This window comes from Mycobacterium sp. 1245852.3, from assembly GCF_001669335.1.
GTDB classification, from domain to species: Bacteria; Actinomycetota; Actinomycetes; order Mycobacteriales; family Mycobacteriaceae; genus Mycobacterium; species Mycobacterium europaeum_A.
Window position 1 is genome coordinate 12,762 of the sequence record NZ_LZLL01000192.1, and the last position, 21,682, is coordinate 34,443.

The 21,682-nt window shown below is 67.1% G+C and carries 21 protein-coding genes; all 21 read left to right on the forward strand.

The window, feature by feature from the left end:
• Positions 1-39: 39 nt before the first annotated feature.
• The 21 genes from A9W96_RS08560 to nuoN all read left to right on the forward strand — a co-directional run bounded on the left by A9W96_RS08560 (position 40) and on the right by nuoN (position 21,682).
• Complete coding sequence (locus A9W96_RS08560; protein WP_067138956.1) at positions 40-933, forward strand: hydroxymethylglutaryl-CoA lyase; 894 nt, start codon at positions 40-42, stop codon at positions 931-933.
• Positions 934-948: 15 nt separating this feature from the next.
• Positions 949-1,572, forward strand: coding sequence for a TetR/AcrR family transcriptional regulator (locus A9W96_RS08565; RefSeq protein WP_067138959.1), 624 nt, complete (start codon positions 949-951; stop codon positions 1,570-1,572).
• 24 nt (positions 1,573-1,596) lie between these two features.
• Positions 1,597-2,835 (forward strand): acyl-CoA dehydrogenase family protein, encoded by a 1,239-nt coding sequence (locus A9W96_RS08570; protein WP_067138962.1) that lies wholly within the window; start codon positions 1,597-1,599, stop codon positions 2,833-2,835.
• A complete protein-coding gene (locus tag A9W96_RS08575; protein WP_067138965.1) occupies positions 2,835-4,220 on the forward strand; it encodes a phosphotransferase family protein in 1,386 nt (461 codons plus the stop codon). Before A9W96_RS08570 ends, A9W96_RS08575 begins: the two co-directional genes overlap by 1 nt.
• Positions 4,221-4,246: 26 nt before the next feature.
• Positions 4,247-4,669, forward strand: coding sequence for a nuclear transport factor 2 family protein (locus A9W96_RS08580; RefSeq protein WP_067138968.1), 423 nt, complete (start codon positions 4,247-4,249; stop codon positions 4,667-4,669).
• 47 nt (positions 4,670-4,716) lie between these two features.
• Entirely contained in the window at positions 4,717-5,253 is a 537-nt protein-coding gene (locus tag A9W96_RS08585; RefSeq protein ID WP_067139038.1) for a YceI family protein, read from the forward strand.
• Between the two features lie 56 nt (positions 5,254-5,309).
• Positions 5,310-5,723: a response regulator gene (locus tag A9W96_RS08590; RefSeq protein WP_066870833.1), complete on the forward strand. Its 414-nt coding sequence runs from the start codon at positions 5,310-5,312 to the stop codon at positions 5,721-5,723.
• A 375-nt stretch (positions 5,724-6,098) separates the two neighbouring features.
• Positions 6,099-6,476: an NADH-quinone oxidoreductase subunit A gene (locus A9W96_RS08595; RefSeq protein ID WP_007772880.1), complete on the forward strand. Its 378-nt coding sequence runs from the start codon at positions 6,099-6,101 to the stop codon at positions 6,474-6,476.
• Positions 6,477-6,484: 8 nt separating this feature from the next.
• Positions 6,485-7,039 (forward strand): NADH-quinone oxidoreductase subunit B family protein, encoded by a 555-nt coding sequence (locus tag A9W96_RS08600; protein WP_007772881.1) that lies wholly within the window; start codon positions 6,485-6,487, stop codon positions 7,037-7,039.
• Positions 7,036-7,743: an NADH-quinone oxidoreductase subunit C gene (locus A9W96_RS08605; RefSeq protein ID WP_067138971.1), complete on the forward strand. Its 708-nt coding sequence runs from the start codon at positions 7,036-7,038 to the stop codon at positions 7,741-7,743. Before A9W96_RS08600 ends, A9W96_RS08605 begins: the two co-directional genes overlap by 4 nt.
• The gene (gene nuoD / locus A9W96_RS08610) at positions 7,743-9,068 is read left to right on the forward strand and encodes an NADH dehydrogenase (quinone) subunit D (protein ID WP_066870839.1); all 1,326 of its coding nucleotides are present in this window, start codon (positions 7,743-7,745) and stop codon (positions 9,066-9,068) included. The genes A9W96_RS08605 and nuoD overlap by 1 nt, the downstream gene beginning before the upstream one ends.
• On the forward strand, positions 9,065-9,823 hold the full coding sequence (nuoE, locus tag A9W96_RS08615) for an NADH-quinone oxidoreductase subunit NuoE (RefSeq protein ID WP_067138974.1): 759 nt from the start codon (positions 9,065-9,067) through the stop codon (positions 9,821-9,823). Before nuoD ends, nuoE begins: the two co-directional genes overlap by 4 nt.
• On the forward strand, positions 9,820-11,160 hold the full coding sequence (nuoF, locus tag A9W96_RS08620; RefSeq protein WP_067138977.1) for an NADH-quinone oxidoreductase subunit NuoF: 1,341 nt from the start codon (positions 9,820-9,822) through the stop codon (positions 11,158-11,160). Before nuoE ends, nuoF begins: the two co-directional genes overlap by 4 nt.
• Positions 11,161-11,220: 60 nt before the next feature.
• Positions 11,221-13,635 carry an NADH-quinone oxidoreductase subunit G gene (locus A9W96_RS08625; protein ID WP_067138980.1) on the forward strand — a complete coding sequence of 805 codons (2,415 nt, stop codon included), beginning with the start codon at positions 11,221-11,223 and terminating at the stop codon, positions 13,633-13,635.
• A gap of 5 nt (positions 13,636-13,640) precedes the next feature.
• Entirely contained in the window at positions 13,641-14,912 is a 1,272-nt protein-coding gene (gene nuoH / locus A9W96_RS08630; RefSeq protein ID WP_067139044.1) for an NADH-quinone oxidoreductase subunit NuoH, read from the forward strand.
• Positions 14,905-15,450 carry an NADH-quinone oxidoreductase subunit NuoI gene (gene nuoI / locus A9W96_RS08635; protein WP_066870854.1) on the forward strand — a complete coding sequence of 182 codons (546 nt, stop codon included), beginning with the start codon at positions 14,905-14,907 and terminating at the stop codon, positions 15,448-15,450. Before nuoH ends, nuoI begins: the two co-directional genes overlap by 8 nt.
• Before the next feature lie 26 nt (positions 15,451-15,476).
• Positions 15,477-16,268 (forward strand): NADH-quinone oxidoreductase subunit J, encoded by a 792-nt coding sequence (locus tag A9W96_RS08640; protein WP_197499460.1) that lies wholly within the window; start codon positions 15,477-15,479, stop codon positions 16,266-16,268.
• Positions 16,265-16,564 (forward strand): NADH-quinone oxidoreductase subunit NuoK, encoded by a 300-nt coding sequence (nuoK, locus tag A9W96_RS08645; protein ID WP_007772892.1) that lies wholly within the window; start codon positions 16,265-16,267, stop codon positions 16,562-16,564. The genes A9W96_RS08640 and nuoK overlap by 4 nt, the downstream gene beginning before the upstream one ends.
• A 10-nt stretch (positions 16,565-16,574) precedes the next feature.
• Positions 16,575-18,461, forward strand: a complete 1,887-nt coding sequence (gene nuoL / locus A9W96_RS08650) for an NADH-quinone oxidoreductase subunit L (RefSeq protein WP_067138986.1) — start codon at positions 16,575-16,577, stop codon at positions 18,459-18,461.
• Between the two features lie 48 nt (positions 18,462-18,509).
• The gene (locus A9W96_RS08655) at positions 18,510-20,096 is read left to right on the forward strand and encodes an NADH-quinone oxidoreductase subunit M (protein WP_197499459.1); all 1,587 of its coding nucleotides are present in this window, start codon (positions 18,510-18,512) and stop codon (positions 20,094-20,096) included.
• Positions 20,093-21,682, forward strand: a complete 1,590-nt coding sequence (gene nuoN / locus A9W96_RS08660; protein ID WP_067138992.1) for an NADH-quinone oxidoreductase subunit NuoN — start codon at positions 20,093-20,095, stop codon at positions 21,680-21,682. Before A9W96_RS08655 ends, nuoN begins: the two co-directional genes overlap by 4 nt.

The following is a 21,682-nucleotide window of genomic DNA, read 5'->3' on the forward strand; positions in this document are numbered from 1 at the left end:
CGACGATGCAGAGCGGAGCGATGAGGAGGAGCTGCGCCGATGACTCACGTCGACATCCGCGAGGTGGCCCTGCGCGACGGTCTGCAGATCGAAACGCCAATCCCGTTGTCGGCCAAGCTGGAACTGCTGGCCGCGGTGGCGGCGACCGGGGTCCGCGAGGTCGAGGTCACTGCATTCGTCTCCCCGACGAAGGTGCCGTCGATGGCCGATGCCGCCGAGTTGGCCGCCCATCTGCACGACTATCCCGACATCGAATTCTCGGCCCTGGTGGCCAGTCCCAACGGCGCCAAGCGGGCCGTCGCCGCCGGGTTGCGCTCCATCGAATACGTGGTGGCCGCCGACGACACCTTCAGCAAGGCCAACGTCGGACGCAGCAGCGCCGAGGCCACCGAGGCGATCGACGAGATCATCGCCATCGCCCATGGCAGCAATGTCACCGTCGAAGTCGTCATCGCCACCGCCTGGGACTCACCCTTCGAAGGCCCCACCCCGCCCCAGCGGGTGCTCGAGATCGCGGCGGCCGCCCGCGAGCGCGGCGCCGACCGCCTGTCCATCGCCGACACCATCGGCACCACCACCCCGGGCCGGGTGAGTTCGCTTATCGCGCAACTACGTCCGGTGATCGGCGACCTGCCGCTGGGCGGACACTTCCACAACACCCGCGGCTCCGGGCTGGCCAGCGCCTACGCCGCGGTCAACTCCGGGGTGACCCGGCTGGACTCCTCGGCCGGCGGGCTGGGCGGCTGCCCCTTCGCGCCGGGCGCCACCGGCAACATCGCCACCGAGGATCTGGTGTACCTGTTGGGCGACAGCGGCATCGACGTCGACGTCGACCTGCACGCCGCCATCGCCGCCGCCGACGTGGCGAAATCGCTGGTCGGACACGACCTGCCGAGCGCCCTGTTGCGGGCCGGCGACCGAAAGCGACAGTAAGTGCGGGGGAACTGAATGTCCGCCCCGGAGGCAGCCCGCGAGCTGACCGCCAAAGGTCGCCAGACCAGGCAGGCCATCGAACAGGCCGCCCGTAAACTGTTTGCCGAACGGGGCTTTCACGGCACCACCCTGGCCGACATCACCTCGGCCGCGGGCAAATCACCGGCGGTCTTCTACCGATACTTCGCCGACAAGGAAGACCTGCTGGCCGGACTCGCGGAGTCGTTCCTGCACGAGGTGGTGACGCCGTCGGGGCTGAGCGTTCACCTGCCGGACTCGCCCGACGACGACGCCTTCTTCACCTCGGTGGTCACCGGCTACTGGAACATGTTCAAACAGAACATCGGCATCATGATCGCGGTCGCCCAGCTGGCCGCCACCCAGCAGCGGTTTGCGGCCGTGCAGAACGAGTTTCGCCGCTTCGGCGTGGACATCGTGGCGGCATCGGTGCGGCGTGCGCAGGAGCAGGGCTACGGCGCCGAGCTCAACCCGCAACACACGGCGGCGGCCATCGCGCTGTTGTTCGAGAACTTCACCACCGTCTTCGTCGGGCAGTCGGGTCTCGGCATGGAGATCAGCGACGAGGACGCGATCGCCACGCTGTCGACGGTGTGGAAGAAGACTCTCTATGGTGCGTAACGCGAGAACCGCGAGGAGATAACCGTGGATTTCACCCTGCCAGAACACCTCCCGGGCGTGCTCGCCGAGATGGACGAGTTCATCGAGACCGAGATCAAGCCGCTGGAACGTGAGAACATCCAGTACTTCGACCAGCGTCGCGAGCATGCGCGCACCGACTGGGACAACGACGGGATCCCGACGCGCGAGTGGGAGGACCTGCTCTCCGAGATGCGCCGACGAGCCGACAAGGCAGGTTGGCTGCGCTACGGACTGCCCGCCTCGCTGGGCGGCCGCGACGGCAGCAACGTCGACATGGCGATCATCCGGGAGCACTTGGCGCACAAGGGCCTTGGCCTGCACAACGACCTGCAGAACGAGTCGTCGATTGTCGGCAACTTCCCGCAGGTGATCATGATGGAGCGGTTCGGCACCGACGAGCAGCGCAAGGCGTGGTCGGAGGCGTTGATCACCGGGGAGCGGTCCATGGCCTTCGGGCTGACCGAACCCAAGCACGGTTCGGATGCCACCTGGCTGGAAACGCACGCCGAACGCGACGGCGACAGCTGGGTGATCAACGGCTCCAAGCGGTTCAACACGGGGGTCCACCGCGCGACCCACGACCTGGTCTTCGCCCGCACCTCCGGTGAGCCCGGCAGCGCCCGGGGCATCACCGCGTTTCTGGTGCCGACGGACACCCCCGGATTCAACGTCCCCTACTACTGGTGGACGTTCAACATGCCGACCGACCACGGCGAGGTCGAGCTCACCGATGTGCGGATTCCCGCCGATGCGGTGCTCGGTGAGGTGGACCGCGGGCTGGAAGTCGCGCAAACCTTCTTGCACGAGAATCGAATTCGGCAAGCTGCCAGCAGCCTGGGGGCGGCGCAATACTGCATCGACCGGGCCGCCGAATACGCCGGCGCCCGAACGGTGTTCGGCAAGCCGCTGTCGGTCAACCAAGCGGTCCAGTGGCCGCTGGCCGAGTTGGCGACCGAAGCGCAAATGGTGCGGCTGCTGGTGCACTACGCCGCCTGGCATCTCGACCGCGACCACCACATGGAGGTCTCGGACAAGGTGTCGATGGCGAACTACCGCGCCAACCGCCTGGTGTGCGACGCCGCCGACCGCGCCATGCAGATCTTCGGCGGCCTCGGCTACAGCCGCCACGAGCCGTTCGAACACATCTACCGCCACCACCGTCGCTACCGGATCACCGAGGGCGCCGAGGAAATACAGATCCGCCGGGTGGCGCAGCGGCTGTTCAAATTCGGCAAGAAGTGATGGACAGCATCGAGTCAGCGGAGCTGGGCACCAAACTGGCCGGGGTGCTCTCGGCCGCCCTTGGCGCCGACACCGCGGTCGTGAATCTGCGGGCGTTGACCGGTGGCGCCAGCAGGACCACCTGGGCGTTCGAGGCCGTCACCGGCGCGCAGCGTCGCGCACTGATTCTGCGCACCGGCCCACCCGACGATGTGCATGCCGGGATGGAGCTGGAAGCCAGGACGCAGGCCGCCGCACGCGCCGCCGGCGCGCCGGTCCCCCACGTGTTGATCGCCGACAATTCGCCCGCCGCACTGGGCAATCCGTTCCTGATCTGTGACGAGATCAAGGGCGAGACCATCGTGCGGCGCATCCAGCGTCAGCTGGAGCGCGCCGACGGACCGGCGGCCCGCGCGCAATTGCTGCAGCAGTGCGCGCAGGCGGCGGCCGCCATTCACCGCGCCGACCCAGACGTCCCGGATCTGACCCACGAGGATCAACTCGCCGAATGGCGGCAACGCCTCGACGACATGGGCGACACCACCGCAACCTTCGAGTGGGGGTTTCGCTGGCTGACCGCGCACCGTCCCCCACCGTCGCCGGCGGTGTTGGTACACGGCGATTTTCGGATGGGCAACCTGATCGTCGACGGGTCAAACCTTGCCGCGGTGCTGGACTGGGAACTCGTGCACGTCGGGGAGGCCTACGAAGACCTGGCCTGGTTCTGCATCCGGGCCTGGCGATTCGGCGCTCCGGCCAGCCTCGGCGCCGGCGGCTTGGGCAACATCGAAAGCTTCCTACGGGCCTACGAGCAGGCCAGCGGGACTACCGTCGACCGGATGGCGTTTCACTGGTGGCTGGTGCTGGCCACCCTGCGCTGGGGCGTCATCTGCCGCTTCCAGGCCGAGCGGCACCTGAGCGGGCAACATCGCTCGGTCGAGTTGGCCACCATCGGCCGCCGGGTGTGCGAGACCGAGTGGGACCTGCTCAACCTGCTCGCGCCCGCCGACGATGCGCGCCGCGCGGTGGCGCGAGGAGGAGGCGGGCAATCGGGGCCGGGCGCAACCGTGACCGGCGCACACGGCCGCCCGCGGGCCGCCGAACTCGTCGCCGCGGTCGCCGAATTCCTGGAGAACGACGTGCGCGGGGCGACCGAGGGGCAGGTCAACTTCCACGCCCGCGTCGCCGCCAACGCGCTGCGCATCGTCGAACGCGAACTGCGCGACGACAGCGCGGCCCGATCCCGCGCGGCACTGGCCGACCTGGGCTTCGCCGACGAGGAAAAGCTGGCCGCCGCGATACGCTCCGGCGAGTTGGACGGCCAAGCGGAGCGGGTCACCGCGTGCCTGCGCACCCTGGTACGACGCCGATTGGCCGTCGCGCACCCCGGATACGACAGCGAATAGCCCCGCGAGCGACAGAGGAGCCAGGCATGCCCGCTTCCAGCGCCGAGACGGTCATCGATGCGGCCAACCGCCTGTTCACGGCGATCGAACGCGGCGACGTCGACGCGGTCGACGCGATGTGGAGCGACGACATCGCGGTATGGCGCGTCGGCTCGCGCCGCGGCCCACTCACAGCGGACGACAAGGCCCGCGCGATGCGGGTCATCGAGTGGTTCATCGGCGCCACCACGCAGCGCCGCTACGAAATCCTCGACCGGCAGATCTTCGCGGATTCTTCGCAGGGATCCGCGCGGGGCTTCGTCCAGCAGCACATCTTGCACGCCACCGGGCATGCCGGACAGTCGATCTCGCTGCGGGTCTGCATCGTGATCAGGGTGGGCACCAACGGCCTGATCGAGCGCATCGACGAATATTTCGATCCCGCAGGGATCGCGCCGTTGCTGAACTAGCGCTAGATTCGCCACGACACTTGCGGGTGACGACACTTGGGGTGACGATGACGACTTTGGAGACACTGCTTCACGATCCCGACATGGCCGGCGCGTGGAACCTGGTGCGGGATCGCTCGGCCATCACGTTCAAGATCCGCAACATGTGGGGCCTGCTGAACGTCAAGGGCCGCTTCACCGACTTCACCGGCGACGGCCAACTGAGCGGCAACGGAGCGGTTTTCGGCCGCGTCGACATCCGGACCGCCTCACTGGACACTGGCATCGGCCGTCGCGACACACACCTGCGCTCGGCCGACTTCTTCGACGTCGACCGCTTCGCTGAGATCAGCGTCGTGGTGACCGCGGTGCACCCGACGAAGGGCAAGGCCGCCGACCTTCGGGCGACCTTCACCATCAAGGGCGTCACCGAGGAGGTGACGCTGCCGGTCACGATCTCCGAGCTGGAGGACGGCTCGATCCGAATCACCGGCGAAACCAAGCTCGATCGCGACCGGTTCGACCTGGGTTGGAACCGCCTCGGCATGATGAGCTCCACGGCAACCGTCGCCGCGGACGCCATCTTCGTGCGGGCATCGCATTAAAGGATTTCTGCGGGCACTCCCGCCCAACCGGGTGCGACACCAGTAGCATCTGCACCGTGCCCGACTCCACCCCCCAGTCCAGCGTCGCCCTGCGGATCCTCGTCTACAGCAGCAACGTCCAAACCCGCGAACGGGTGATGCGGGCGCTGGGCAAGCAGCTGCACCCCGATCTGCCCGAGCTCAGCTATGTCGAGGTGGCGACGGGGCCGATGGTGGTGGCGACGATGGACAAGGGCGGCATCGACTTGGCCATCCTGGACGGCGAGGCCACTCCGACCGGCGGGATGGGAATCGCAAAGCAGCTCAAAGACGAACTCGAGAACTGCCCGCCCCTGGTCGTGCTGACCGGGCGGCCCGACGACGCGTGGTTGGCCTCCTGGTCGCGGGCCGAGGGCGCGGTGCCCCACCCCATCGACCCGATCGTGCTGGGACGCACGGTGCTCAACCTGCTGCGGGCACCGGTTAGCTGACTCCAGTCCGCGTCGCGGCTTTGCTGCGACCACTGTTTTCGCGCCACCGAATGCGGGCCTGTCCGCCCTGGCGACGCCGTTGATCTTTAGCGCCGCAGCGATCGGCGCAGCAGCGCCTTTGCTGGTGCTCCCCGCCTAGCCGATGTGGCGGATCGCGTCCGGCGACGGGCGTTGGTTTCACCGGCTATCGAGTTTGCGCAGCACAGCGCTGCGTGGCACCGCCAATACTGCAAAATGCCCACCCCGGACAAGCGCACTGCACGCCGCGACGCTATGTTGTAAATCACTGTGGCGGGCTTGCGACCCAGTTCGTCACAGCAGCCCGGTTACCGCCTGGCCGCTGCAGGCGGCTCGTACGACGGATCATGGAGCGAGTTGAACGTCTACATACCCATCCTGGTGCTAGGCGCCATCGCCACCGCCTTTGCCGTGGGCTCGGTGGCGATCGCGAGCCTGGCCGGCCCGTCACGGTTCAACAAGTCGAAGATGTCGGCCTACGAGTGTGGAATCGAACCCACCGAGACATCGGTGAGCGGCCCGCATGCGACGGCCGGGCAGCGCTTTCCGGTGAAGTACTACCTCACCGCGATGCTCTTCATCGTCTTCGACATCGAAATCGTGTTCCTGTATCCCTGGGCTGTCAGCTATGACGCGCTGGGCACTTTCGCTCTGGTCGAAATGGTGATTTTCATGCTGACGGTTTTCGTGGCCTACGCCTACGTGTGGCGCCGCGGCGGCCTGACGTGGGATTGAGGTAAGACGTGGGTCTTGAGGAACAGCTGCCCGGCGGGATCCTGCTGTCCACAGTCGAGAAGGTTGCGGGCTACGTCCGCAAGAACTCACTGTGGCCGGCGACATTCGGGTTGGCCTGCTGCGCCATCGAGATGATGGCAACGGCCGGGCCACGATTCGACATCGCCCGGTTCGGCATGGAGCGCTTCTCGGCCACCCCACGCCAGGCCGATCTGATGATCGTCGCCGGGCGGGTCAGCCAGAAGATGGCCCCCGTCCTGCGGCAGATCTATGACCAGATGGCCGAACCGAAATGGGTGCTGGCCATGGGCGTCTGCGCGTCGTCCGGCGGAATGTTCAACAACTACGCGGTGGTGCAGGGCGTCGACCACGTGGTTCCGGTGGACATCTACCTGCCCGGCTGCCCACCGCGACCGGAGATGCTGCTGTACGCAATCCTGAAGCTGCACGAGAAGATTCAGGAGATGCCGCTGGGCGTCAACCGGGAGACCGCCATCGCCGAGGCCGAGCAGGCGGCGCTGTCGGCGCGGCCCACGATCGAGATGCGCGGACTGCTGCGATGAGCACGCCGGACCAAGATCCCAAGCAAGCGATCAGCGGCGCCGACGAAGAGGTAATCGACGTGCGCCGCGGCATGTTCGGCGCCAAGGGCACGGGCGACACGTCCGGTTACGGACGGCTGGTGCGCGAGGTGGTGCTGCCGGGCAGCAGCCCGCGGCCCTACGGCGGTTATTTCGACGAGGTGGTCGACGGCCTGGCCGCGGCGTTGAACCAGGACAACGTCGAATTCACCGACGCCATCGAGAAAGTCGTGGTGTACCGCGACGAACTCACCCTGCACGTCCGCCGCGACGCGCTGGTGCAGGTCGCTCATCGGCTGCGGGACGCCCCCCAACTGCGCTTCGAAATGTGCCTGGGCGTCAGCGGGGTGCATTACCCGCACGAGACGGGTCGCGAACTGCACGCGGTGTACCCGCTGCAGTCGATCACGCACAACCGGCGTGTCCGCCTGGAAGTGTCTGCGCCCGATAGTGATCCGCACATCCCCTCGCTGTTCGGGATCTATCCGACCACCGACTGGCACGAGCGGGAGACCTACGACTTCTTCGGCATCATCTTCGACGGACATCCGTCGTTGACCCGCATCGAGATGCCCGACGACTGGCACGGACACCCCCAGCGCAAGGACTACCCCCTCGGCGGGATTCCCGTCGAATACAAAGGCGCACAAATACCCCCGCCCGACGAGCGGAGAGCGTACAACTGATGAGCACTACCACCGAAGCGACGCACGACGGCGCCGGCGAGAAGTTCGTGGTCGCCGGCGGTCAGGACTGGGACAAGGTCGTCGAAGCCGCCCGCGGCGCCGACCCCGGCGAACGCATCATCGTCAACATGGGCCCCCAGCATCCGTCCACCCACGGGGTGCTGCGGCTGATCCTCGAGATCGAGGGCGAGACGGTGACCGACGCCCGTTGCGGCATCGGGTATCTGCACACCGGCATCGAAAAGAACCTCGAATACCGCTACTGGACCCAAGGCGTCACGTTCGTGACCCGGATGGATTACCTCGCACCGTTTTTCAACGAGACGGCCTACTGCCTGGGCGTGGAGAAGCTGCTCGGCATCACCGACCAGATACCGGAGCGGGTCAACGTCATCCGGGTGATGATGATGGAGCTCAACCGGATCTCGTCGCATCTGGTGGCGTTGGCCACCGGCGGCATGGAGCTGGGTGCCATGACCCCGATGTTCGTCGGCTTCCGGGGGCGCGAGATCGTGCTGACCCTGTTCGAATCGATCACCGGCCTGCGGATGAACAGCGCCTACGTCCGGCCCGGTGGTGTGGCGCAGGACTTGCCGCCCAACGCGGAGACCGAGATCGTCGAGGGCCTCAAGGGGCTCAAGCAGGTGCTGCGCGAAATGAGCGGTCTGCTCAACGAGAACGCCATCTGGAAGGCCCGCACCCAGGACGTCGGTTATTTGGATCTGACCGGGTGCATCGCGCTGGGCATCACCGGACCCATTCTGCGTGCCACCGGGCTGCCCCACGATCTGCGCAAGAGCGAGCCGTACTGCGGATATGAAAACTACGAATTCGACGTGATCACCGAAGACACGTGTGATGCTTACGGGCGCTACATGATTCGCGTCAACGAGATGTGGGAGTCGATCAAGATCGTCGAGCAGTGTCTGGACAAGCTGAAGCCCGGCCCGACCATGGTCGAGGACCGCAAGATCGCCTGGCCGGCCGACCTGAAGGTGGGCCCCGACGGCATGGGCAACTCGCAGGAGCACATCGCCAAGATCATGGGCGGCTCGATGGAAGCGCTGATCCACCACTTCAAACTGGTCACCGAGGGCATCAGGGTTCCCGCGGGCCAGGTTTACACGGCAGTCGAGTCGCCGCGCGGGGAGCTGGGCGTGCACATGGTCAGTGACGGCGGCACCCGGCCCTATCGGGTGCACTATCGAGACCCCTCCTTCACCAATCTGCAGTCGGTGGCGGCGATGTGCGAAGGCGGCATGGTCGCCGATCTGATCACCGCGGTCGCCAGCATCGACCCGGTCATGGGCGGGGTGGATCGGTGACCGGGCCGCAGGGACAGCCGGTCTTCATCCGGCTCGGTCCACCGCCCGACGAGCCCAACGCGTTCGTCGTCGAGGGTGCGCCCAAGACGTATCCACCCGAGGTGCGGGCGCGGCTGGAGGTCGACGCCAAGGAGATCATGGGGCGCTACCCGAACAAGCGCTCGGCGCTGCTGCCGTTGCTGCACCTGGTGCAGGCCGAGGATTCCTACCTGACGCCGGCGGGGCTGGAGTTCTGCGGTGAGCAACTGGGCCTCACGGGGGCGGAAGTGTCCGCGGTGGCCAGCTTTTACACCATGTATCGCCGGGGTCCCACCGGCGATTATCTCGTCGGTGTCTGCACAAACACGTTGTGCGCCATCATGGGTGGCGACGCCATCTTCGACGCCCTGAAAGAACACCTGGGCGTCGGCAACGATGAGACCACCGCCGACGGGTCGGTCACCTTGCAACACATCGAGTGCAACGCCGCCTGCGATTACGCGCCGGTGGTGATGGTCAACTGGGAATTCTTCGACAACCAGACGCCGGACTCGGCGCGCGAACTCGTCGACTCGCTGCGCGCCGGCGAGCCCAAGCCGCCCACTCGCGGAGCGCCGCTGTGCGTCTTCCGCGAAACGTCGCGCATCCTGGCCGGCCTGCCCGACGAGCGTCCCGACCAAGGCCAGGGCGGCGCCGGCGCCGCCACCCTAGCCGGCCTGAAGGTAGCCAAGGAACTCGGCATGCAGGCGCCCGGCGCGCCGGAAGGCCAGCAATGACAACGACTTCGGACACCTCGCAGGCGACGCCGCTCACTCCGGTCATCAGCCGCTTCTGGGACGATCCCGAGTCCTGGAGCCTGCAGACGTATCACCGCCACGGTGGATACGAGGCGATGAAGAGGGCCCTGGCGATGGAGCCCGACGAGGTGATCGGGCTGGTAAAGGACTCCGGGCTGCGCGGGCGCGGCGGCGCGGGCTTCTCGACGGGCACGAAGTGGTCGTTCATCCCGCAGGGCGACACCGGGGCGGCGGCCAAACCGCATTACTTGGTCGTCAACGCCGACGAGTCGGAACCCGGGACGTGCAAAGACATTCCGCTGATGCTGGCGACACCGCACGTCCTCGTCGAGGGTGTCATCATCGCCGCCTACGCGATCCGGGCCAGCCACGCGTTCATCTACGTGCGCGGGGAGGTGCTGCCGGTGCTGCGCCGCCTGCAGAACGCGGTGGCCGAGGCCTACGCCGCGGGCTATCTGGGCCGCGACATCAACGGCTCCGGCTTCGACCTCGAACTGGTGGTGCACGCCGGCGCCGGTGCCTACATCTGCGGTGAGGAAACCGCGCTGCTGGACTCCCTGGAGGGCCGTCGCGGCCAGCCGCGGCTGCGCCCGCCGTTTCCCGCCGTGGCCGGGCTGTACGGCTGCCCCACCGTGATCAACAACGTCGAGACCATCGCCAGCGTGCCGCCGATCATCGGCAACGGCGTGGACTGGTTCCGTTCGATGGGCAGCGAGAAATCCCCGGGCTTCACGCTGTATTCGCTGTCCGGTCACGTCACCCGCCCCGGCCAGTACGAGGCCCCGCTGGGAATCACGTTGCGGGAGTTGCTCGCCTACGCCGGCGGCGTGCGCGCCGGGCACCGGCTGAAGTTCTGGACACCCGGCGGCTCGTCGACCCCGCTGCTGACCGACGAGCACCTCGACGTGCCGCTGGACTACGAGGGCGTCGGCGGGGTCGGCTCGATGCTGGGCACCAAGGCGCTCGAGATCTTCGACGAGACCACCTGCGTGGTTCGCGCCGTGCGGCGCTGGACGTACTTCTACAAGCACGAATCCTGCGGAAAATGCACGCCGTGCCGCGAGGGCACGTTCTGGCTGGACCAGATCTACGAGCGGCTGGAAACCGGCAAGGGCACCAGCGACGACATTGGCAAGCTGCTCGACATCTCCGACACCATTCTCGGAAAGTCGTTCTGCGCCTTGGGTGATGGTGCCGCCAGCCCGGTGATGTCGTCGATCAAGTTCTTCCGTGACGAGTACGTCGCGCACGTCGAGGGCGGCGGATGCCCCTTCGACCCCCGAGACTCCATGCTGACGCCGAACGGAAAGGCTTGAGGCCCGGATGATCCGCGACGGCGACGATGCAGAGCGAAGCGATGAAGAGGAGCGGCGCTCATGACTAGTGCGGCCAAGACCGAGACCGGTGACGAGGTCCGTCCGCCGGACATGGTGACGCTGACCATCGACGGCAACGAGATCAGCGTCCCCAAGGGAACTTTGGTGATTCGGGCCGCCGAGTTGATGGGCATCCAGATCCCGCGGTTCTGCGACCACCCGCTGCTGGAACCGGTCGGCGCGTGCCGGCAGTGCCTGGTCGAGGTCGAGGGCCAGCGCAAGCCGATGGCCTCGTGCACCACGGTCGCCACCGACGACATGGTGGTGCGCACCCAGCTGACGTCGGAGGCCGCCGACAAGGCCCAGCACGGCGTGATGGAGCTGCTGCTGATCAACCACCCGCTGGACTGCCCGATGTGTGACAAGGGCGGCGAGTGCCCGCTACAGAATCAGGCAATGTCCAACGGCCGCAGCGATTCTCGCTTCACCGACGTCAAACGCACCTTCGCCAAGCCGATCAACATCTCCTCGCAGGTTCTGCTGGACCGCGAGCGCTGCATCCTGTGCGCGCGCTGCACGCGGTTCTCCGAGCAGATCGCCGGCGACATCTTCATCGACATGCAGGAACGGGGCGCCCTGCAGCAGGTCGGCATCTACGCCAACGAACCGTTCGAGTCCTACTTCTCGGGCAACACCGTGCAAATCTGCCCGGTGGGCGCGCTGACCGGAAGCTCGTATCGGTTCCGGGCCCGGCCCTTCGACTTGGTGTCCAGCCCCAGCGTCTGCGAGCACTGCGCTTCCGGATGCGCCCAGCGCACCGACCACCGCCGCGGCAAGGTGCTGCGCCGGCTGGCCGGTGACGATCCCGAAGTCAACGAGGAGTGGAACTGCGACAAGGGCCGGTGGGCGTTCACCTACGCAAGCCAGCCCGACGTGCTCACCACTCCCCTGATCCGCGACGCCGACGGCTCGCTGCAACCGGCCTCGTGGTCGCACGCGATCGCCGTCGCGACCAGGGGCCTCGAGGCCGCGCGTGGCCGCACGGGGGTGCTCGTCGGCGGCAGGGCGACCTTGGAGGACGCCTACGCCTACTCCAAGTTCGCGCGAATCGTGTTGGACACCAACGATATCGACTTTCGCGCCCGCCCGAGTTCGGCCGAGGAGGCCGACTTCCTGGCCGCCCGGATCGCGGGCAAACCGATCACCGTCAGCTACGCCGATCTGGAATCGGCGCCGGTCGTCGTGCTGGCCGGCTTCGAGCCCGAAGACGAGTCACCCATCGTGTTCCTGCGGTTGCGCAAGGCGGCCCGCAAGCACGGGTTGCCGGTCTACGCGATCGCGCCGTTCGCCACCCGCGCGCTGACCAAGATGTCCGGGCGGCTGATCAAAACCGTTCCGGGCGCCGAAGCTACGGCGCTGGACGGGTTGGCCACCGGCGAGGTGGGCGACCTGCTGTCCACCCCGGGCGCGGTCATCATGGTCGGCGAACGGCTTGCCTCGGTGCCGGGCGGGTTGTCGGCCGCGGCCCGGCTCGCCGACACCACCGGCGCCCGCCTGGCCTGGGTGCCGCGGCGCGCCGGGGAGCGGGGCGCGCTGGAGGCCGGTGCGCTGCCCGGGCTGCTGCCCGGAGGTCGCCCGGTCGACGACGAGACCGCCCGGGCGCAGATCGCCCAGGCGTGGCACGTGTCCGAATTGCCGTCCGGCAGGGGGCGTGACGCCGACGCGATCCTGACCGCCGCCACCGACGGAACGCTGGGCGCGCTGCTGGTCGGCGGTGTCGAGCCCGACGACTTCGCCGATCCGGCCGCGGTGCTGGCGGCGCTGGACGGTGTCGGCTTTGTCGTCAGCCTGGAGCTGCGGCACAGCGCCGTCACCGAACGCGCCGACGTCGTCTTCCCGGTCGCGCCGGTGACACAGAAGGCCGGCGCATTCGTCAACTGGGAGGGCCGCTTCCGGCCGTTCGAGGCCGCGCTGCGGACGACTCAGGACGCCAGGCAATCCGACCACCAGGTGCTCGACACGCTGGCCGACGAGCTGGGCGTCTACCTGGGGATGTCCAGCGTCGAGACGGCCCGCGAAGAGCTTGCAGCGCTGCGAAATTGGGACGGCAAGCGTGCCGCGAACCCGGACGTCGCCGCCCCGCAACCCGCCCAGCCCGGCGCCGGTGAGGCGGTACTGGCCGGCTGGCGGGCGTTGCTGGACAACGGCCGCATGCAGGACGGCGAGCCGCATCTGGCGGGCACCGCGCGCAAGCCCTTCGCCCGGCTGTCGGCCGATACGGCCGCCGAGATCGGCGCCGCCGACGGCGACGCGGTCACGGTCAGCACGTCGCACGGATCCATCAGCCTGCCGCTGGTGATCACCGACATGCCCGACCGGGTGGTGTGGCTGCCGGTGAACTCGCCCGGCTCGGCGGTGCACCGCCGACTCGGCGTGTCGGTCGGCAGCACAGTCAAGATCGGAGTGGGCTCATGACTGGGTTGACCGCATTCGGGCACGACACCTGGTGGTTGGTGCTCGGCAAGGCACTGGCGATCTTCGTGTTCCTCATGCTGAACGTTCTGGTGGCGATCCTGCTCGAACGCAAAATCCTGGGCTGGATGCAGCTGCGGCCCGGCCCCAACCGGGCGGGCCCGTGGGGGGTACTGCAGAGCCTGGCCGACGGAATCAAGTTGGCGCTCAAGGAAACCATCACCCCGGGTGGCGTCGACAAGTTCGTCTACTTCGCGGCGCCGGTCATCTCCACGATCCCGGCGTTCACCGCCTTCGCGTTCATCCCGTTCGGTCCGGTGGTGTCGGTGTTCGGCCACCGCACGCCGCTGCAGCTGACCGACCTGCCGGTCGCCGTGCTGTTCATCCTCGGCCTGTCGGCGATCGGCGTGTACGGAATCGTCCTGGGCGGTTGGGCTTCCGGGTCCACCTACCCGCTGCTGGGCGGGGTGCGCTCCACCGCCCAGGTGATCTCCTACGAGGTGGCGATGGGGCTGTCGTTCGCGGCGGTCTTCCTCTACGCGGGCTCCATGTCGACGTCGCAGATCGTCGCCGCGCAGGACCGGGTCTGGTACGCGTTCCTGCTGCTGCCGTCGTTCGTGATCTACCTCATCTCGATGGTCGGTGAAACCAACCGGGCGCCTTTCGATTTGCCCGAGGCCGAGGGCGAGCTGGTCGCGGGATTCCACACCGAATACTCGTCGCTGAAGTTCGCGATGTTCATGCTGGCCGAGTACGTCAACATGATGACGGTCTCGTCGCTGGCCACTGTCCTGTTCTTCGGTGGCTGGCACGCGCCGTGGCCGCTGAACATGTGGGCGGGCGCCAACACCGGATGGTGGCCGGTGCTGTGGTTCACCGCGAAGATGTGGACCTTCCTGTTCGTCTACTTCTGGCTGCGGGCCTCGCTGCCCCGGCTGCGCTACGACCAGTTCATGGGGCTGGGCTGGAAGCTGCTGATCCCGGCCTCGCTGGTCTGGGTGCTGATCGCCGCTGTGATCCGCACGCTGCAGAACCAGGGCTACGCGCACTGGACCCCGATACTGGTGGCCAGCAGCATCGTGTTCGCCACGGCGCTCGTGCTGTTGCTGCGAAAGCCGTTCAGCGCGCCGGGTATTCGCGCGCTGGAGAAACAGCTGCGCCGCGAGGCGAAGAAGCTCCCGGCCGCAGCGATCCCCGCGCCGGTATTCCCGACACCGCCGCTGCCGGCGAAAACCCAGAAGTCTTTGGCGGCTGCGAGCAAGGAGGAAGCACGTGGCTAAGTTTTTGGACGCCGTGGCCGGATTCGGCGTGACGTTCGGATCGATGTTCAAAAAGAATGTCACCGAGGAGTATCCGGAGAAACCGGGCCCCGTCAAGCCGCGCTATCACGGCCGCCACCAGCTCAACCGCTACCCCGACGGGCTGGAGAAGTGCATCGGGTGCGAACTGTGCGCCTGGGCCTGCCCGGCCGACGCGATCTACGTCGAGGGCGCGGACAACACCGAGGAACTCAGGTATTCGCCCGGCGAACGCTATGGCCGGGTCTACCAGATCAATTATCTGCGCTGCATCGGCTGCGGCCTGTGCATCGAGGCCTGCCCGACCCGGGCGCTGACGATGACCAATGACTACGAGATGGCCGACGACAACCGCGCCGACCTGATCTACGAGAAGGACCGGCTGCTGGCGCCGCTGCTGCAGGACATGCTCGCGCCGCCCCACCCGAGGACCGCCGGCGCCACCGACAAGGATTACTACCAGGGCAATGTGACCGCGCACGGGTTGCGAGAGATCGAGCAGGCCGGAGACTCCCGGTGACCGGATTGACCGGCCACGCAGTCGTCGTGGCGTCCAGTTTTGCCCACGACACCATCGTCCGAACCTCCACCGGCGAAGCGGTCGCCTTCTGGGTGCTGGGCGTGCTGGCCGTGCTCGGCGCGATCGGGGTGGTCACCGCCGTCAACGCCGTGTATTCGGCGATGTTCTTGGCGATGACCATGATCATCCTGGCGATCTTCTACATGATCCAGGACGCGCTGTTCTTGGGTGTGGTGCAGGTCGTGGTCTACACCGGCGCGGTGATGATGCTGTTCCTGTTCGTGCTGATGCTCATCGGTGTGGATTCCGCGGAATCGCTCCAGGAGACGCTGCGCGGTCAGCGCGTCGCCGGGGTGGCGGCCGGTATCGGGTTCGGCATCCTGCTCATCGCCGTGATCGGCAACGTGGCCACCGGCGGTTTCGCCGGCCTGACCACCGCCAACGCCAACGGCAACGTGGAAGGGCTGGCGGCGCTGATCTTTTCGCGGTACCTGTGGGCGTTCGAGCTGACCAGCGCGCTGCTGATCACCGCGGCCGTCGGGGCGATGGTGCTGGCGCACCGCGAACGCTTCGAGCGCCGCAAGACCCAGCGCGAGCTCTCCCAGGAACGCTTCCGGCCGGGCGGACACCCCACGCCGATGCCGAACCCCGGCGTCTACGCCCGCCACAACGCGGTCGACGTGGCCGCGTTGCTGCCGGACGGCTCGTACTCGAAGCTTTCGGTGTCGCCGATACTGCAAAGCCGCGGCGCCGACGGGAAGAGGACAACAACGTCCACCGAGCCGAGCCCGAGTCTCTCCCAAGGCGGTACGTCGTGAATCCGGCCAATTACCTATATCTTTCGGCGCTGCTGTTCACCATCGGCGCCTCCGGGGTGTTGTTGCGCCGCAACGCCATTGTGATGTTCATGTGCGTGGAGCTGATGCTCAACGCGGTCAACCTCGCGTTCGTCACGTTCGCGCGGATGCACGGCCACCTGGACGGGCAGATGATCGCGTTCTTCACGATGGTGGTCGCCGCCTGCGAAGTGGTCATCGGCCTGGCCATCATCATGACCATCTTCCGTACCCGCAAATCGGCGTCCGTCGACGACGCGAATCTACTCAAAGGCTGAAGACGCCAACATGACTCAATACACCTGGTTGCTGGTGGCGCTGCCATTGGCGGGCGCCGCGATCCTGCTCTTCGGCGGGCGACGCACCGACCGGTGGGGGCATTGGCTGGGCTGCGCCACCGCCCTCGCGGCCTTCGGGGTGGGCCTGAGCCTGCTGAGCGAGCTGCTCGGCCGCGCCGCCGACGACCGCGTCATCCACCAGAAGGTGTTCAGCTGGATCCCCGTCGGGCAGCTCCAGGTGGATCTCGGACTCCAAATCGACCAGCTGTCGGTGTGTTTCGTTCTGTTGATCTCCGGCGTCGGGTCACTGATCCACATCTATTCGGTGGCCTACATGGCCGAAGACATCGACCGCCGCAGGTTTTTCGGCTACCTCAACCTGTTCCTGGCGTCGATGCTGCTGCTGGTCGTCGCAGACAACTACGTGGTGCTCTACGTCGGTTGGGAAGGCGTCGGCCTGGCCTCCTACCTGCTGATCGGGTTCTGGTATCACAAGCCGACGGCGGCCACCGCCGCCAAGAAGGCGTTCGTGATGAACCGGGTCGGCGACGCCGGGCTGGCCCTGGGAATGTTCTTGATGTTCAGCACTTTCGGCACGCTGTCCTACGCCGGGGTCTTCGCCGGCGCACCGGCGGCCAGTCGGGGCGCGCTGACCGCCATGGGATTGCTGTTGCTGCTGGGCGCGTGCGCCAAATCCGCCCAAGTTCCGCTGCAGGCCTGGCTCGGTGACGCCATGGAGGGTCCCACCCCGGTCTCCGCGCTGATCCACGCCGCCACCATGGTGACCGCCGGGGTGTATCTGATCGTGCGGTCCAACCCGCTGTACAACCTGTCGCCCGATGCGCGACTGGCCGTGGTCATCGTGGGCGCGGTCACGCTGCTACTCGGGGCGTTCATCGGGTGCGCCAAGGACGACATCAAGCGGGCGCTGGCGGCGTCGACGATGAGCCAGATCGGCTACATGGTGCTGGCGGCCGGCCTCGGCCCGGCCGGCTACGCCTTCGCGATCATGCACCTGCTCACCCACGGCTTCTTCAAGGCCGGCTTGTTCCTCGGCTCCGGCGCGGTGATCCACGCGATGCACGAAGAACAGGACATGCGCCGCTACGGCGGTCTACGTGCGGCACTGCCCATCACGTTCGTCACCTTCGGCCTGGGCTACCTGGCGATCATCGGCGTGCCGCCCTTCGCGGGCTACTTCTCCAAGGACGCCATCATCGAGGCGGCGCTGGCCGCCGGTGGCACGCAGGGGTATGTGCTGGGCGGCGCCGCGCTACTGGGCGCCGGCGTCACCGCGTTCTACATGACGCGCGTGATGCTGATGACCTTCTTCGGCAAGAAGCGCTGGGGTCCGGGCGCCCACCCCCACGAGGCGCCCGGCCTGATGACGTGGCCGATGATCCTGCTCGCCGTCGGCTCGGTGTTCTCCGGTGGCCTGCTGGCGGTGGGTGGCACCCTGCAGCGCTGGCTCGAGCCGGTCGTCGGAAAGCACGAGGAGGTCACCCACGCATACCCGGTCTGGGTCAGCTCCGCGCTGGCGCTGGGCGTCGTGATCATCGGCATCGCGGTGGCCTACCGGTTGTATGCGAAGGCACCGATCCCGCGGGTGGCTCCGCTTTCGGTCTCGGCCCTGACTACCGCGGTCCGCAACGACTTCTACGGCGATGCCGTCAACGAAGAGGTGTTCATGCGCCCCGGCGCACAACTGACCAAGGCACTCGTCGACGTGGACAACGCGGGTGTCGACGGCTCGGTCAACGGGCTGGCAGCGCTGGTGAGTTCGACCTCAAATCGGCTGCGGGGGCTGCAAACCGGCTTCGCCCGCAACTACGCATTGTCGATGCTGACGGGCGCCGTGCTGGTGGTCGCGCTGATCCTGGCGGTGCGGTTGTGGTGACCGCGCCGGCGACGATGCAGGACGAAGCGATGAGGAGGAGCGGCGCTGGTGAATAACGTTCCGTGGCTGAGCGTGCTATGGCTGGTGCCGCTGGCCGGCTCCGTGCTGATCATCCTCACGCCGCCCGGGCTGCGGCAGCTCGCCAAGTGGACGGGTCTGGTCTTCGGCGTCGCCACCCTGGCCGTGGCGATCGTCGTCACCGTCGGGTTCAAATCCGGTGGCGCTCCCTACCAATTCGTCGAGAAGCACCAGTGGATTCCGGCGTTCGGGGCCGGTTACACGCTGGGCGTCGACGGGATTGCGGTGGTGCTGGTGCTGCTGACCGCGGTGCTGATTCCGGTGCTACAGGTGGCCGGCTGGAACGACGGGGGCGAAGGCAACCCGCGCGGTGTACACGCGTACGTCGCTCTCACGCTGGCCATCGAATCCATGGTGCTGATCTCGGTCGTCGCGCTGGACGTACTGCTGTTCTACGTCTTCTTCGAGGCCATGCTCATCCCGATGTACTTCCTGATCGGGGGCTTCGGCGGCGGAGCCGGGCGCTCGCGCGCGGCCGTGAAGTTCTTGTTGTACAACCTGTTCGGCGGGCTGATCATGCTGGCCGCGGTGATCGGGCTGTATGTCGTGACCTCCCAGCACGGTTCGGGCACCTTCGACTTCCGTGAGATCGTGGCCGGCGTCGCCTCCGGCCGCTACGGCGCGGACTCAGCGGTGTTCAAGGCGTTGTTCTTGGGCTTCATGTTCGCGTTCGCGATCAAGGCCCCGCTCTGGCCGTTCCACCGCTGGCTGCCCGACGCCGCGGTCGAGGCCACCCCCGCGACCGCGGTGCTGATGATGGCGGTGATGGACAAGGTCGGCACTTTCGGCATGCTGCGGTACTGCCTGCAGCTGTTCCCCGGCGCCTCAACGTATTTCCGGCCGCTGATCGTGGTGCTGGCGGTCATCGGGGTGATCTACGGCGCGATCGTCGCCATCGGCCAGACCGACATCATGCGGCTGATCGCCTACACCTCGATCTCGCACTTCGGGTTCATCATCCTGGGCATCTTCGTGATGACAAGCCAGGGGCAGAGCGGGTCGACGCTGTACATGCTCAACCACGGTCTGTCCACGGCGGCGGTGTTCCTCATCGCCGGCTTCCTGATATCGAGACACGGCAGCCGCGCGATCGCCGACTACGGCGGCGTGCAGAAGGTGGCGCCCATCCTGGCGGGCACCTTCCTGGTGTCGGCCATGGCCACCCTGTCACTGCCCGGGTTGGCGCCGTTCATCAGCGAATTCCTGGTCCTGCTGGGAACTTTCAACCGGTACTGGCTGGCCGCCGCGTTCGGGGTCACCGCGCTGGTGTTATCGGCGGTCTACATGTTGTGGCTCTACCAGCGGGTGATGACCGGGCCGGTCGTCAGCGGTAATGAAAAGATCGGCGATCTGCGCGCCCGCGAATTGATCGTCGTCGCGCCGTTGATCGCGCTGCTGCTGGTGCTCGGCATCTATCCCAAGCCGGTGCTCGACATCATCAACCCCGCCGTCGAGAACACCATGACCACCATCGGCCAGCACGACCCCAAGCCGACCGTCCCGGTGGCGACACCCAGACCGGCCGACCTACCCCGGACCGCCGAAGGACCGCGATGACCCTCCCAACCCCGAGCATCCAGTACTTTTTGCTGTGCCCGACGCTCATCGTGTTCGGCGTCGCCGTGGTGGCCGTCCTCGCAGAGGCGTTCCTGCCCAGGCGAATTCGCTACGCGGCGCAGGTAACGCTTGCGCTCGGCGGCGTGATCGCGGCGTTCGTCGCGGTGATCGCCGTGAGCCGCTCGATTCCAGGCTCCGGGCGCGTCGCGGTGTTGGGCGCCATGGCCATTGACCGCCCGACGCTGTATCTGCAGGGCACCGTCCTGCTGGTCGCGGTGCTGGCCATCATCTTTATCGCCGAACGAACCCAGGCCAGGGCTGGCAATAAGGTCTCCGTAGGCGTCGGCAGGGCCGGTTCGGGTGGCCTGGACTCCTTTACCCCGCAGGCGTCGGCGGTGCCCGACAGTGACGCCGAACGGGAGGCCGAGCGGGCCGGAGCCGCCCAGACGGAGCTGTTCCCGCTGGCGCTGTTGTCGGTCGGCGGCATGATGGTTTTCCCCGCCTCCAACGACCTGTTGACCATGTTCGTTGCGCTGGAAGTGCTGTCGTTGCCGTTGTACCTGATGTGCGGCCTGGCCCGTCATCGCCGCCTGCTGTCGCAGGAAGCCGCGATGAAGTACTTTCTGCTGGGCGCGTTTTCGTCGGCGTTCTTCCTCTACGGCGTGGCGCTGCTGTACGGCGCGACCGGCACCTTGCTGCTGACCGGAATCCGCGACGCGCTGGCCGCGCAGGGCGATACGTCGATGGCGCTGGTCGGTGTGGCGCTGCTGTCGGTCGGTCTGTTGTTCAAGGTTGGTGCCGTTCCGTTCCATTCGTGGATTCCCGACGTGTACCAGGGCGCGCCCACCCCCATCACCGGGTTCATGGCGGCCGCCACCAAGGTGGCGGCTTTCGGTGCGCTGCTGCGGGTTATCTACGTGGCGCTGCCGCCGCTGCACGATCAGTGGCGCCCGGTGCTGTGGGCCATCTCCATCCTGACCATGGCGGTGGGCACCATCACCGCGGTGAACCAGACCGACGTCAAACGGATGCTGGCCTACTCGTCGGTCGCCCACGTCGGATTCATCCTCACCGGCGTCATCGCCGACAACCACACGGGCCTGTCCGCCACGCTGTTCTACCTGCTGGCCTACAGCTTCAGCACCGTCGGCGCGTTCGCCATCGTCGGCCTGATCCGCGACGCCGACGGGGTCGAGGACGCCACGCTCTCGCACTGGGCGGGGCTCGGGCAGCGCTCCCCCATTGTGGGCGTGATGTTTTCGATGTTCCTGTTGGCCTTCGCCGGCATCCCCCTGACGAGCGGATTCGTCAGCAAGCTCGCCGTGTTCAAGGCCGCCGCCCAGGGCGGTGCCGTGCCCCTGGTGATCGTCGGTGTGGTCGCGAGCGGGGTGGCCGCCTACTTCTACGTGCGGGTGATCGTGTCGATGTTCTTCACGGAGGCGACCGAGGACACGCCGCACGTGGTGGCGCCGGGCATCTTGAGCAAGGCCGCGATCGCGGTGTGCGCCGCGATCACCGTGGTGTTGGGCATCTTCCCGCAGCCGCTGCTGGATCTGGCCGACCAGGCCGCCGAGTTGCTGCACTGA

Bases quoted from the DNA above. Each gene is read 5' to 3' on its own strand.
- nuoF (WP_067138977.1), top strand. From the start codon at position 9,820: ATGACAACGACTTCGGACACCTCGCAGGCGACGCCGCTCACTCCGGTC.
- A9W96_RS08560 (WP_067138956.1), top strand. From the start codon at position 40: ATGACTCACGTCGACATCCGCGAGGTGGCCCTGCGCGACGGTCTGCAG.
- A9W96_RS08585 (WP_067139038.1), top strand. From the start codon at position 4,717: ATGACGACTTTGGAGACACTGCTTCACGATCCCGACATGGCCGGCGCG.
- A9W96_RS08605 (WP_067138971.1), top strand. From the start codon at position 7,036: ATGAGCACGCCGGACCAAGATCCCAAGCAAGCGATCAGCGGCGCCGAC.
- nuoL (WP_067138986.1), top strand. From the start codon at position 16,575: ATGACTCAATACACCTGGTTGCTGGTGGCGCTGCCATTGGCGGGCGCC.
- A9W96_RS08580 (WP_067138968.1), top strand. From the start codon at position 4,247: ATGCCCGCTTCCAGCGCCGAGACGGTCATCGATGCGGCCAACCGCCTG.
- A9W96_RS08625 (WP_067138980.1), top strand. From the start codon at position 11,221: ATGACTAGTGCGGCCAAGACCGAGACCGGTGACGAGGTCCGTCCGCCG.
- nuoN (WP_067138992.1), top strand. From the start codon at position 20,093: ATGACCCTCCCAACCCCGAGCATCCAGTACTTTTTGCTGTGCCCGACG.
- A9W96_RS08565 (WP_067138959.1), top strand. From the start codon at position 949: ATGTCCGCCCCGGAGGCAGCCCGCGAGCTGACCGCCAAAGGTCGCCAG.
- nuoD (WP_066870839.1), top strand. From the start codon at position 7,743: ATGAGCACTACCACCGAAGCGACGCACGACGGCGCCGGCGAGAAGTTC.
- A9W96_RS08575 (WP_067138965.1), top strand. From the start codon at position 2,835: ATGGACAGCATCGAGTCAGCGGAGCTGGGCACCAAACTGGCCGGGGTG.